At 62.8% G+C, this 13,119-nt stretch carries 8 protein-coding genes; 3 read left to right on the top strand and 5 right to left on the bottom strand.

Annotated elements, in window-relative coordinates; all coding sequences use genetic code 11:
* Positions 1–134: 134 nt before the first annotated feature.
* The 3 genes from B5E56_RS11335 to yfbR are packed head-to-tail and all read right to left on the bottom strand — an operon-like array spanning position 135 to position 2,410.
* Positions 135–1,493 carry a PFL family protein gene (locus tag B5E56_RS11335; RefSeq protein WP_087188458.1) on the bottom strand — a complete coding sequence of 453 codons (1,359 nt, stop codon included), beginning with the start codon at positions 1,491–1,493 and terminating at the stop codon, positions 135–137.
* 12 nt (positions 1,494–1,505) lie between these two features.
* Positions 1,506–1,775: an ACT domain-containing protein gene (locus B5E56_RS11340; protein WP_087188457.1), complete on the bottom strand. Its 270-nt coding sequence runs from the start codon at positions 1,773–1,775 to the stop codon at positions 1,506–1,508.
* A 47-nt stretch (positions 1,776–1,822) separates the two neighbouring features.
* Positions 1,823–2,410, bottom strand: coding sequence for a 5'-deoxynucleotidase (yfbR, locus tag B5E56_RS11345; protein ID WP_087188456.1), 588 nt, complete (start codon positions 2,408–2,410; stop codon positions 1,823–1,825).
* A gap of 225 nt (positions 2,411–2,635) precedes the next feature.
* Here yfbR and B5E56_RS11350 point away from each other — a divergent pair, with 225 nt between their 5' ends.
* Positions 2,636–5,548 (top strand): leucine-rich repeat protein, encoded by a 2,913-nt coding sequence (locus B5E56_RS11350; RefSeq protein ID WP_158098714.1) that lies wholly within the window; start codon positions 2,636–2,638, stop codon positions 5,546–5,548.
* Between the two features lie 66 nt (positions 5,549–5,614).
* Here B5E56_RS11350 and ppdK read toward each other — a convergent pair whose 3' ends face one another.
* On the bottom strand, positions 5,615–8,254 hold the full coding sequence (gene ppdK, locus B5E56_RS11355; RefSeq protein ID WP_087390168.1) for a pyruvate, phosphate dikinase: 2,640 nt from the start codon (positions 8,252–8,254) through the stop codon (positions 5,615–5,617).
* Positions 8,255–8,518: 264 nt separating this feature from the next.
* Here ppdK and B5E56_RS11360 point away from each other — a divergent pair, with 264 nt between their 5' ends.
* Positions 8,519–8,899: a BlaI/MecI/CopY family transcriptional regulator gene (locus B5E56_RS11360; protein ID WP_087189520.1), complete on the top strand. Its 381-nt coding sequence runs from the start codon at positions 8,519–8,521 to the stop codon at positions 8,897–8,899.
* A gap of 1 nt (position 8,900) precedes the next feature.
* Complete coding sequence (locus B5E56_RS11365; RefSeq protein WP_087390171.1) at positions 8,901–11,426, top strand: M56 family metallopeptidase; 2,526 nt, start codon at positions 8,901–8,903, stop codon at positions 11,424–11,426.
* Between the two features lie 58 nt (positions 11,427–11,484).
* Here the strand turns inward: B5E56_RS11365 and B5E56_RS11370 are convergent.
* Positions 11,485–13,119 (bottom strand): hypothetical protein (locus B5E56_RS11370; protein ID WP_087390173.1); only part of this gene is annotated, 1,635 nt, incomplete at its 5' end.

Below are 13,119 nucleotides of genomic sequence, written 5' to 3' on the forward strand. Positions count from 1 at the left end.
TGATAACCTCCTTTTGAAAAAGGCCGCCCGTGGGCGGCCTTTTGCGAGCAAAACAGGAATCATTTGCGTAGGGGCCGACGCCCACATCGGCCCGGCGGTTTTGTATCTAGAGGGGGACAACGTCCCCCCTGGACTCAGTTCTTCAGGCTCTGCATGGGGGCGGGGATACGGCCGCCCCGGGCCACGAAGGCCTCAGCGCTCTCGGAGTGGACGGGCATAACGGGGGCGGAGCCCAGCAGGCCGCCGAATTCCACGGTGTCGCCCACCACCTTGCCGGGGGCGGGGATGATGCGGACGGCGGTGGTCTTGGAGTTGACCATGCCGATGGCGGCCTCGTCGGCGATGATGGCGGAGATGGTGGCGGCGGAGGTGTCGCCGGGGACCGCGATCATGTCCAGACCCACGGAGCACACGCAGGTCATGGCCTCCAGCTTGTCCAGGTGGAGGGTGCCGGCACGGGCGGCGGCGATCATGCCCTCGTCCTCACTGACGGGGATAAAGGCGCCGGACAGGCCGCCCACATGGGAGGAGGCCATGACGCCGCCCTTCTTCACCGCGTCGTTCAGAAGGGCCAGGGCGGCGGTGGTGCCGTGGGTACCGCAGGTCTCCAGACCCATCTCCTCCAGGATGCGGGCCACCGAGTCGCCGATGGCGGGGGTGGGGGCCAGGGACAGGTCCACAATGCCGAAGGGCACCCCCAGACGGCGGCTGGCCTCCTGGGCCACCAGCTGACCCATACGGGTCACCCGGAAGGCGGTCTTTTTGATGGTCTCGGCCACCACGTCAAAGGGCTGGCCCTTCACGTCCTTCAGGGCGTGGTGCACCACGCCGGGGCCGGACACGCCCACGTTGATGATGCAGTCGGGCTCGCCCACACCGTGGAAGGCGCCGGCCATGAAGGGGTTGTCCTCCACGGCGTTGCAGAACACCACCAGCTTGGCGCAGCCAAAGCCGCCCTTGTCGGCGGTGAGCTGGGCGCACTCCTTGATGATGCGGCCCATGACGCCCACGGCGTTCATGTTAATGCCTGCCTTGGTGGAGCCCACATTGACGCTGGCGCACACCAGGTCGGTGCGGGCCAGGGCCTCAGGGATGGCGGCGATGAGCTTCCGGTCGGCCTTGGTGGCACCCTTCTGCACCAGGGCGGAGAAGCCGCCGATGAAGTTGACGCCCACCGCTTTGGCGGCGCTGTCCAGGGCCACGGCAAAGGGCACGTAGCTGTTGGTCTCGGAGGCGCCGGCCACCAGGGCCATGGGAGTCACCGAAATGCGCTTGTTGACGATGGGAATGCCGAACTCCCGCTCAATGGCCTCGCCGGTGGCCACCAGATGCTCGGCCTGGCGGGTAATCTTGTCGTAGATCTTGCGGCAGGCGGCGTTGGGATCGGAGTCGGCGCAGTCCAGCAGAGAGATGCCCATGGTAATGGTACGCACATCCAGATGCTGCTGGTCGATCATGTGGATGGTGTCAAAAATTTCGTTGGTATTGATCATGTCGGCTCACCCTCAAATGCGATGCATGGCGTTGAAGATGTCCTCCCGCTGGGCGCGGATGGACAGGTCACGGTCCTTGCCCTCCTGCTCCATCAGGGCGGCCAGATCGGCAAAGGGCATATCGCAGTTGCCGGCGTCCACCAGCATAACCATGGTGAAGTAATCCTGGAGGATGGTCTGGCTGATATCCAGAATATTGACGTTGTGCTGGGCCAGCAGGGCGCAAACGGCGGACATGATGCCCACACGGTCCTTGCCCAGAACGGTGACAATGGCTCTCATACTTGATAACTCCTTTATTTCTTCTGTCTCTATGAAAACGGCGCCGGTCATTCCCGGCCCATCTCATCCAAAGTCATGCCGAAGGCGGGGAGGAAATGCTCCAAAAAGTAGTCTACCTCGGGCAGGTTATAGCCTTTCAGCGCATCCAGCGTCTGACGGGCGGCCTGCTGGAACTCGCTGTTGCCCGCCTTCAGCTCCTCCAGACACTTGATGTGGGCGGACAGCTTGTCCGCGGCCTTCACCAGAGCCTTGGTATCCGGGTCATAGTCCTCCCGCAGCAGGGGGGAGAAGGCGGGGCGCAGCTGCTCCGGCAGCATGGCCAGCAGCTTGCCGGCGGAAAATTCCTCCACCTTTTTATAGGCGTCCCGGATCTCCGGGTCGTAGTACTTGATGGGGGTGGGCAGGTCGCCGGTGAGGATCTCAGGGGCGTCATGGTACAGGGCGGCCATGGCGGCCAGCCCGGGATCGGCCTCTCTCCCGAACACATCCCGCCGGATCACCGCCAGGGCGTGGGCGAGTACCGCCACCATGTGGGAGTGCTCCTGAATATTCTCCTGGAAGGTATTGCGCATGAGCCCCCAGCGGTTGATATACCGCATTCGGGACAAATAGGCAAAAAAAGGATGTTGATCCACAAAAAATGCCTCCCATCCGTCGAAACAAGTTATTTTACCATAAAAGTGGGGCGGTGTAAACGGCAGGCGGTTAAACTTCCTGTCCCAAAGCAGGAACAAAGGCCGGAAAAAATGAACAGGAAAAATGATACAAAATTTCCCGTTACAGGGCAAGTTGTGCTATACTGGTATCATATAGAGCCGCACTGCCGACTTGGTGCGGATGCAGGAGAAGGAGGAACACACATGGCTAGCAGGAAACGACGGTTTGTGAGCATTTTGGCAGCCCTGGCGCTGTTGCTGGGCTTGCTGCCCGCTGCCTCTGCCTCAGCGGAGGACGGCGGCTCCTACAGTTCTTCGATTCAGTGGAGTTTCAGCGGGGATACGCTGAAGCTCACCGGTACCGGGCCCATGCTGTACGGTACCACCACACCGTGGGACAAGTATAAGTCGGACATCCGCCGGGTGGAGGTGGGCTATGGCATCACCACTCTGTGCAACAATGCCTTTGCCGGCTGTACCAGACTGACGGATGTGGAACTGCCCGGCTCTCTCCAGAACATCGGCGACAACGCCTTTGCCGACTGTACAGCCCTGACCTCCATCGAATTTCCCAAATCCCTGGAGTTGATCGGCAATGGGGCCTTCCGCAGCAGCGGCCTGACCTCGGTGGAGTTCCCCGGCTCGGTGGACTTCCTCTATAGCGAGGCCTTTGCCTACTGCGACGGACTGACGGAGGTGGAGCTGCCAGACACCATCCATACCATCAATGGCCAGGTGTTTTACGGCTGCGCCAACCTGACCACCGTTGATCTGCCCGCCATCTCGGTGATGGGAGAGTATGTTTTTGGGGAATGCCCCAAGCTGAAAACCGTGTACTGGCCGGAGTATATGAGCGCCAGCTACAACTATTTTAACGGCTGCAACCCCCTGACGGTCTATTATGAGGGCAGCCGTGAGCAGTGGGAAGGCATCGCCCAATGGAAGGGACAGCTGGTGCCCGCGGGGTCCACCATCTACTACGGCAGCGGAGGCTCGGGCACCGAGACCCCCACTCCGGCGCCCACGGTGACGCCCAAGCCTACGGTGACACCGACGCCTACCCCCACGCCCACACCCACACCTACTCCGACGCCCACCCCGACCCCGGCCCAGACGGGCCAGGCCATGGAGGACGGGGAGTATCCCATCCGGTTCCGCTCCGACGCGGTGTATGGGTCTTTGACCTATGACTTCTACTATAGCGAGGACTTTTTCACTCACCCGGCCACCGAGTACGACCATGAGCTGGCCAAGACCACCCTGGGGCTGGTTATGGCGGGCTTCTCCACCACCTCCAGCGACAGATACTACAACACCGACGGGGATGTGGGCCGGGAGGACCATATCCGCCAGGCCTATGAGACTCTGGGCTTTGACGGGGCGGCCTTTTACAACTACGACGTGGCCCTGGACTGCACCGACAACAAGGTGGCTTTCTCCTTTGCCCGCAAGACGCTGGAGGAAAACGGGCGGACCTACACCGTCATCCCGGTGATCGTCCGTGGCGGCGGCTACGGCGCCGAGTGGGCCAGCAACTTCTACGTCAACGACGACTCGGCCCATGCCGGTTTCCGCCGCGCGGCCGAGGGGGTATACGATGCCCTGGAGGAGTACGTGGAGGAAGCGGAGGCCGGCGGCGCCCAGCTGGGTACCATCAAGCTGTGGATCGGCGGCTTCAGCCGGGGCGCGGCGGTGGCCAACCTGCTGGCGGCCAAGGTGTGCAATGACTTCTCCCGGGTGGATGAGAGCAATGTGTACGCCTACACCTTCGCCACCCCCCACGCGGTGACCGGCATGGAGGAGGGCGGCGTCAGCTGGGACTATAACAACAACTATACCGCCGCGCTCATCCCAAAGCAGGAGTATGAGGAGAGCTGCATCCACAATATCATTTACAGCGGCGACGTGGTGCCCCGGGTGCCCCTGAACGACTGGGGCTACCAACGAAACGGCAATGATCTGTTCCTGCCTGTAACCCGGGTCTCGTCGGAGGTTGGGGGTCTGGGCGCCGCCTATATGGAAATCACCAGGCAGAATATCAACTTTAAGGAGCTGGCCGGTTCGGGCAAGATTCTGGAACTGGAGAATGCCCTGGCCTCCATCGCCAAGGACGCCGCTTACTACGAAAAGCACTATCAGGATGCCGTCATGGACATCTTCCAGTATCTCTACATGGTGCCCAACCGCTCGGTGGTCAGCGAGTCAAAGGATAATCTGGACCAGATCGCCCAGCAGATTGCCTCCCTGGATCACATCTCCATCAGTGCGGAGGAGGTGTCCTCCAAATGGGAGGGGGCTCAGTTGATTTCTGATCTGGTGCGCTCCGCCGCAGGGGTGGAGATTCCGGTGCCGCTAATTATCATTGGTCAGATTCACGGGCTGGCCCCCGATGTACTGGGGGTGCTGTTCCAGTACGCTGTGGGGGTATTCCCGGACAACCTGTTGTCGGATAATTTTTCCGAAGTGGCCATGGGCCATCATCCGGAGGTCTATCTGGCATTGATGGAGTACTATGACTACCAGGATGAAAACGACTATTCCATGCGGCCGGTCACCAACACCGAGACCAACAACTGGCTGGATTCGCTGATGCCCGACGTGGCCAGAGGCAGCTACTACAACAGCGCCGTCACCTGGGCGGTGAGCAACGGGGTCACCACCGGCACCACGGCCACCACCTTCTCCCCTGACCGGGCCTGTACCCGGGGCGAGGTGGTCACCTTCCTGTGGCGGGCCTACGGCTCTCCCATGGTGGAGGATGACGGCGTGCCCTTCCGGGATGTAAGCTCTGACGCTTTCTACTATGATGCGGTGCGCTGGGCGGTGGAGAGCGGCATTACCAGCGGCTCTTCGGCCACCACCTTCTCCCCCAATGCCGTGTGCACCCGGGCCCAGGTGGTTACCTTCCTGTGGCGGGCCCACGCCGACCAGCCCAAACTCTCCGGCAGTACCGTGTTCCGGGATGTGAAGAGCAGCGACTACTACTGGTATCCGGTGCGGTGGGCCGCTTCCAACGACGTCACCACCGGTACCTCCTCCACCACCTTCTCCCCCGACCTGCCCTGCACCCGGGCCCAGGTGGTCACCTTCCTCTACCGGGACCAGCGGCTGTCATAAAGTTTAAATGGCAAACAGAGGCCGGCTGCAAAGCAGCCGGCCTCTGTTGTGTAATTTGCAAGGGTGTTACCGGGGGTTCTTGATGGCGGCCTGAGCAGCGGCCAGACGGGCGATGGGCACACGGAAGGGGGAGCAGGACACATAGTCCAGGCCGACCTTGTGGCAGAACTCCACAGAGGTGGGGTCGCCGCCGTGCTCGCCGCAGATGCCCATATGGATGTCGGGACGGGTCTGATGGCCCAGCTGGACGGCCATGGCCACCAGCTTGCCCACGCCGTTCTGATCCAGGTGGGCGAAGGGATCGGACTCGTAGATCTTCTTGTCGTAGTAGTAGCTCAGGAACTTGCCGGCGTCGTCCCGGGAGAAGCCGAAGGTCATCTGAGTCAGGTCGTTGGTACCGAAGGAGAAGAACTGAGCCTCCTTGGCGATCTCGTCGGCGGTGAGGGCGGCACGGGGGATCTCGATCATGGTGCCAACCTCATACTTCATGTCGATACCGGCGGCGGCGATGATGGCGTCGGCGGTCTTGACCACCACGTCCTTGACGTACTTGAGCTCCTTGACCTCGCCCACCAGGGGGATCATGATCTCGGGCACCATGGTCCAGTCGGGATGCTTCTTCTGGACGTTGATGGCGGCGTTGATGACGGCGGTGGTCTGCATGGCGGCGATCTCGGGATAGGAGACGGCCAGACGGCAGCCGCGGTGACCCATCATGGGGTTGAACTCATGCAGGGAGGCGATGACGTTGTGGAGCTTCTCCAGAGGGATGTTCATCTCCTTGGAAATCTCCACGATGTCCTCCTCCTTGGTGGGGAGGAACTCATGCAGCGGGGGATCCAGGAAGCGGATGACCACGGGATGACCCTGCATGGCCTCATAGATGCCCTCAAAGTCGCCCTGCTGATAGGGCATGATCTTGGCCAGAGCCTTCTCACGGTCGGCCACGTTGTCGGAGACGATCATCTCACGGATGGCCTTGATGCGCTCGCCCTCGAAGAACATATGCTCGGTGCGGCACAGGCCGATGCCCTGCGCGCCAAAGGCGTAGCCCTGAGCGGCGTCACGGGGATTGTCGGCGTTGGTGTACACCTTGAGCTGACGGTACTTGTCGGCCCAGCCCATCAGGCGGCCAAAGTAGCCGGAGCCGGGATCGGCGGGCACAGTGGCGATGGCCTCGCCGTAGATGTTGCCGGTGGAGCCGTCCAGGGAGATCCAGTCGCCCTCATGGTAGTCCTTGCCGGCCAGAGTAAACTTCTTGCCCTCGTAGTCCACCACGATATCGCCGCAGCCGGACACGCAGCAGGTGCCCATACCGCGGGCCACCACGGCGGCGTGGGAGGTCATGCCGCCGCGGACGGTGAGGATACCCTGGGAGACCTGCATACCCTCGATGTCCTCGGGGGAGGTCTCAAGACGGACCAGGATGACCTTCTCGCCGCGGGCGTGCCACTCCTTGGAGTCCTCGGCGGTAAAGACCACACGGCCGCAGGCGGCGCCGGGAGAGGCGGCCAGGCCCTTGCCCACTGCCTGGGCCTTCTTCAGGGCCTCGGGGTCAAAGGTGGGGTGGAGCAGGGCGTCCAGCTGCTTGGGATCGACGCGGCACACGGCCTCCTTCTCGTCGATCATGCCCTCATCCACCAGATCCACAGCCACCTTCAGGGCGGCGGCGGCGGTGCGCTTGCCGTTGCGGGTCTGGAGCATATAGAGCTTGCCGTTCTCAATGGTAAACTCCATGTCCTGCATATCCTTGTAGTGCTGCTCCAGGCGGTTGGCGATGTCGGCGAACTGCTCGTAGACCGCGGGCATCTCCTCGTGAAGCTTGGAGATGGGAGAGGGGGTACGTACGCCGGCCACCACGTCCTCGCCCTGGGCGTTGATGAGGTATTCGCCGAAGAGGGCCTTCTCACCGGTGGCGGGGTTGCGGGTGAAGGCCACGCCGGTACCGGAGTTGTCGCCGGAGTTGCCGAACACCATGGACTGCACGTTGACGGCAGTGCCCCAGTCGTAGGGGATCTCGTTCATGCGGCGGTACACGTTGGCACGGGGGTTGTCCCAGGAGCGGAACACGGCCTTGACGGCTTCCATCAGCTGGACCTTGGGGTCCTGGGGGAAGTCCTCGCCCTTTTCCTTCTTATAGAACTCCTTGAAGAGAACCACCAGGTGCTTCATGTCGTCGGTGTCCAGCTCCACGTCCTGCTTGACGCCCTTCTTGGCCTTGACCTCGTCGATGATCTCCTCAAAGCGCTTCTTGGACAGCTCCATGACCACGTCGGAGAACATCTGAATGAACCGGCGGTAGGAGTCGTAGGCGAAGCGGGGGTTGTTGGTAAACTTGGCCAGGCCTTCCACCACCACGTCGTTGAGGCCCAGGTTGAGGATGGTGTCCATCATACCGGGCATGGAGGCCCGGGCGCCGGAGCGGACGGAAACCAGCAGGGGGTTCTCGGGGTCGGCAAACTTCTTGCCGCAGATCTCCTCCATCTTGCCCAGGTACTCGTAGATCTGGGCCTGAATGTCCTCGTTGATCTGACGACCGTCATTATAGTACTGGGTGCAGGCCTCGGTGGTCACGGTAAAGCCCTGAGGCACCGGCATACCCAGATTGGTCATTTCGGCCAGATTGGCGCCCTTGCCTCCCAGCAGCTCACGCATAGAGCCGTTGCCTTCGGAGAACAAGTAGACGTACTTGTGAGAATTGCCCATTTTCACATTCCTCCTAAGTTTGCCCCGCCTGGGGCGGGACGGTTCACTGGGTCATATTATACCATTTTGACAAACAAATGCAAGGGCTGGACGGGTTTATGTGCCATTTTTCACCAAACCGTACAGTATGAAAATAATTTTCATATTTTGGGGGCTCCGGCATGATCTGTCATGAAATTGTAACCCGATTGGGCTTGACAAAAAGAGGTTACAGTTGTACCCTAAAGCTGAAAGGTACAACTGTAACCGGAAGGAGGAGACGCCATGGGTGCCGCAGAAGAGAAGATCACCGAGGCGGAGCTGGAGGTGATGGAGGTGCTGTGGGACGCCGGGGAACCGGTGACACTGAGCCAGATCAGGGAGGCCCTGGCAGACAGGAACGGGGAGACGGTCAAGACCCTGCTGCGGCGGCTGTGCGCCAAGGGTGCGGCGGCCCAGGAGAAGCGGCAGGTCTACTATTACCGGCCTCTGGTGAGCCGGGAGGAGCTGGGCTGCTACCGCACCCGCAAGCTTATTGACAAGCTGTACGCCGGGTCGGCCCGGCAGATGGTGGCCGCCCTGGTGGAGCACGACCAGCTGTCCGGGGATGACATCGCGGAGTTAAAAGCCCTGCTGGACAGCCTGGACGGAGAAGGAGGGAGCTGACGTGACACCCTTTCTGTATACCCTGCTGAAGCTGAGCGTGCTGGGGTCGCTGCTCACCGGCCTGCTGCTGTTGGTTCGGCCCCTCATCAAGAGCAAGGCAGCGGTTTACTATCTGTGGCTGCTGGTGTTGGTGCGCCTGGTTTTGCCGGTGGGGGTGACCCTTCCGCTGCCTGCTCTGCCGGAGCAGGGGACCTACCAGGCCCACACCCAGACGGAGGTTTCCCTCAGCGGTCAGACCGACCCGGTCCAGATCCAGGGCCAGACAGGGGAACCGACAGGCCCGGCCATGCCTGAAAATCCTGGCGCGCCGGAGCAGCCTGCCGCTCCGGTGGCAGACTGGAAGGGAGTGCTCACCGCCCCTGAACTGTGGTTCGGCCTGTGGGCCGCAGGGGCAGGCCTGTGGCTGGGGCGGTATGTGTGGGGCTACCGGCGCTTTGCCGCCCTGGTGCGCATCTCTGCCCGGCCTGCCGGGCAAGGAGCCCGGAATGTGCTGGCCGCCCTGGACCCGGGCGGGCGCACTGTGGTGCTGGAGTGTATCCATGTCCATACCCCCATGCTGCTGGGGGCGATCCATCCCGCCATTGTGCTGCCTGTGGGGGTGGAAAACGACCGGCTGGCGGATATCCTGTCCCACGAGCTGACCCATGCCCGGCGGCACGATCTGCTCTATAAATGGCTGGCGGCGGCGGTGACCAGCCTCCACTGGTTCAATCCCCTGATGGTGGTGGTGCGGCGGGAAATCTCCCGCTCCTGCGAGCTCTCCTGTGACGAGGCGGTGACCAGAACCATGGACGGCCCCGCCCGGAAGCACTACGGGGAGACTCTGCTGGTGCTGGCCGCCCGGCCCCCCAGAGGCATGGGGGTGCTGGCCACCACCCTGTGCGAGGAAAAGACCCGACTGAAAGAAAGGCTGGTGTCCATCATGAAAGGAAAGCGGCAGGGGCCCGCCGCCCTGGCGGCCACCCTGGCTCTGGCCATTGTTTTGACCGGCTGCGCCGCCATCAGCGGGGCGGCCCCCAGCCCCAGCCCGGAGCCTACCCCCGACCTGAGCGCTTTGCTGGAGAACCCGGTGCTGTACGACCTGGACTACGACCTCCAGCTGGCCATTCCCAGCGACCTGGACGGCAAGCTGCTGGTGGAGCTGCCCGAGGAGGGAGAGGACTTCCTGGTCTGCGTGTGGGAAAAGCGCAGCTATGAGGCGGCGGGCGGCGGCGACACCGACATGGGGTGGCTCTTCACCCTGGTCCGGTGGGACCAGGCCACCTACGAACAGTATCTCATCTCCGACGGCAGCGGGGTGACGCCCTTTGGCTATCGGGACGGCTGGTACTATGTGTGGCTGACGGCCAGCGATGTGCGGTTCTACAGCAATTCCCAGGACGAAGCGGTGATACAGGCGGAGGAGGCGGAATGGACGAACCTGAATCAGCGCCTGCCCGAGGAGGTGCGCCCCGACTTCCTTGCCCGCAACGGCCTGGAAGCCTACGAGGACAGTATGTACTTCCACGACGGCTATGTGTGGGAGAGCGATCACCGCTATGTCTACTTCCGCACGGAAAACTGGGGCGAGTCCATTACTCTGCTCCTCTCCCAGCCCATCAAGCAGGGAGCGGGCGGCATCTGGTGCGTGGAGGGCTGGGTGGACAACAACTACGGTACCCGCTATCTGGTGCTCCCCCGGGACACCGGCACCACGGCGGCGGACTACTACACCCAGCTCCAGCAGCAGGCGGACGGAGGCCGTGAAAACGGTCTGCTGGACCCCCTCTCCGCCGCCAGGGAATGGCTGAGCGGGCAGGGCTACAACGTGGGCGCCGGCTATGTGGAGCTGGTGGAGGGGGACCCGGCCTGGAATATCTACAGCCGGGAGATGGAGCCCATCCTGGCCGGCAGCAGCCCCGCCCGGACCCTGACCTATGAAAACGGGCAGGAGACGGATGTGGAGACCTGCGGCGTCATCGACAGCAGCATCCAGCTGTGGGTGCGGGTGTGGGTGAAGGCCCAGGCCCCTGCCGCCCTCAACGGCAAGGCGGTGACCTGCACCGATCAAAACGGAGACAGTCTCATCTTCCTGGAGGAGGGCGGACTGGTGGGCATCGTCCGGGACGGGGAGACCAGCTGGTATGCCTATGCCTACGACTACGACGCCCCCAGCCCCTATGAGACCATGTACAGCGCCTGCCAGGACTGGCTGGCCATGAAAAATCCGCCGCCCTCCCACAATTACTCCTCGGAGGAGTATAACCGGGCCTATGAGACGGTGGTACAGAGCTTTGAGACCGGGATGGCAGGGTGTACCCTGGAAAGTTCGTACTATGATCCCCAGCAGTCCTATGCGGTGGCGGCGGACTATCTCCACACCGACGACCCGGAGCGGATCAACAATGTGATCGTCTTTTTTGTGAGCTTTACCACCGACGGCAATCAGCCGGTGCTGGACCCCAACACCACCTACACCGACTATCAGTTCATCCTCCAGCGGGAGGACAAGGACTCTCCCTGGGTGGTCATCGACGGAGGATATTGAGAAGAGGAGCCACCAAGATAAAAAGATCCCCTGCCAGATGGCAGGGGATCTTTTCGTCTCAATATTTGTTGACCATTCCCGAGATCAGGGGGGTGGGCACCAGCCACATGATGAGGAACACCAGCAGGTTGGAGGCCGACAGGGAGGCGTAGGCTCCCACAAAGGTGAGGTAGAAGGCCAGAATCAGGCCTACCACCGCCCCCAGGCTGGCCAGCACCGCCGAGGTGCGGACGGCCCGGCGGAGCCGGGCGGCGCCTACCACCGCCTCGGAGTAGGGCCCGATGCCCTCCCGGCAGAGGACGGCGGTGAGAATGTCGCTGTGGAGCTGGTCCTCGTCGGACAGCTCCATCCGCCGCTCCACAGAGGGGTATTCCATCCGGTCCACCGGCAGCTTGAATCGCTGGCGGAGCATGGCGGGGGTCAGGTTGAAGTCCCGGGTGGCCATCACCGGGGACACCCGGTTGCGGATCAGGCTGGTGAGGGCCGGGTCCACCGTGCCGTGGAGGGTGTAGTTCAGGGCGAAGATACCCGCCAACTCCCCGTCGATGGCACAGAATACGGCGTTCTTCACATGAAGTCCCGGGGGCAGGGCAATCTCCATCAGCCGCATGAAGTCGGCGGAGCCCACCAGTACCTGTTCGTTGCGGATGACGCCGGACAGGCCGCCCTCATAACAGAAGAAGTTGGATACCCGGCGGTAAATGGCCCCCTGGGCCCGGAGCAGGTCGTGGAAGGGCTTGTCCAGGCCGCAGCCCGATTCCCGGATGAGGGTGGCGGTATCGGCTACCACCTTTTCTGCCGGGAAGTCGCCGAAGATCTTGATGCCGTTGAGGGAGACACAGCCCGGGGGGAACAGGTCGGAGTCGGTGACCAGAATGCCGCTGCCGCCGGTGGCGGTGACGCCGTCCCAGCCGGCGATGGCGGCCCCCGATTTGCTCAGCCGCTGGCACAGGGTAAGCCAGGGCTGCCCGAAGCACAGGGCCCCCGACAGGGAGGCGGAGGCGGTGAGGGTGGCGGACAGGCACCACAGCAGCCGCTCCGGCGCGCCCCGGCCAATGGAGGCCACGATGCTCAGCAGCATACTGGCGATAAACAGCAGGGGGCAGATCCGCCGGAAAATACGCTGGGCGCCGTCGCTGGCCTGCATCTGCCGGCCAAAGCCTACCGGATCGCCCGACCACTTGGCGTAGGTGTCCCGGCCGTTCCACTTGCCCTCATCCAGGGTGACCAGATAGGGGTGGGAGGCGGCCGCCGCCGTCTTACAGGCCAGCCGCAGACCCCGCCGCTTTCGGTAGGTGCCCCGCAGCAGCAGGGAGATGCCCAGCACAATGGCGGCGCAGTAGGGCATCTGGCCCTCCCGGGGGTCCAGCTTGAACATGGTAAGGGCGTCGGCCAGGGTGGCGGCGGAGGCAAAGAGCAGCAAGGTGTCCATGCCGAACTCCAGCCGAAGCAGGCCGAACAGACCCCGGAAGAGGACATCCAGTCCCAACAGCATGGCCAGCACCTGGACCCCGGCCAGGGCCAGCACCCGCAGCTCAGGCGTAAGGGCCTGGGGATGGGGAAAGACCTCCAGGGTCAGATAGAGGGCGGGCAGGAACAGCAGGAGGACCAGGGTGGCCCTCAGCCGCATCCCCTTGAGACCCTTGCCGTACCGTTTGGCCAGATCCGCCGGGGGCAGATCGGGGGCGGGAGG

The sequence above is a fragment of the Flavonifractor sp. An112 genome (genome assembly GCF_002161085.1).
Lineage (GTDB): Bacteria > Bacillota > Clostridia > Oscillospirales > Oscillospiraceae > Flavonifractor > Flavonifractor avicola.

Excerpts from the sequence above, each read along its gene's own strand:
- B5E56_RS11335 (WP_087188458.1), bottom strand. The coding sequence starts at position 1,493 with ATGATCAATACCAACGAAATTTTTGACACCATCCACATGATCGACCAG.
- B5E56_RS11340 (WP_087188457.1), bottom strand. The coding sequence starts at position 1,775 with ATGAGAGCCATTGTCACCGTTCTGGGCAAGGACCGTGTGGGCATCATG.
- B5E56_RS11350 (WP_158098714.1), top strand. The coding sequence starts at position 2,636 with ATGGCTAGCAGGAAACGACGGTTTGTGAGCATTTTGGCAGCCCTGGCG.
- ppdK (WP_087390168.1), bottom strand. The coding sequence starts at position 8,254 with ATGGGCAATTCTCACAAGTACGTCTACTTGTTCTCCGAAGGCAACGGC.
- B5E56_RS11360 (WP_087189520.1), top strand. The coding sequence starts at position 8,519 with ATGGGTGCCGCAGAAGAGAAGATCACCGAGGCGGAGCTGGAGGTGATG.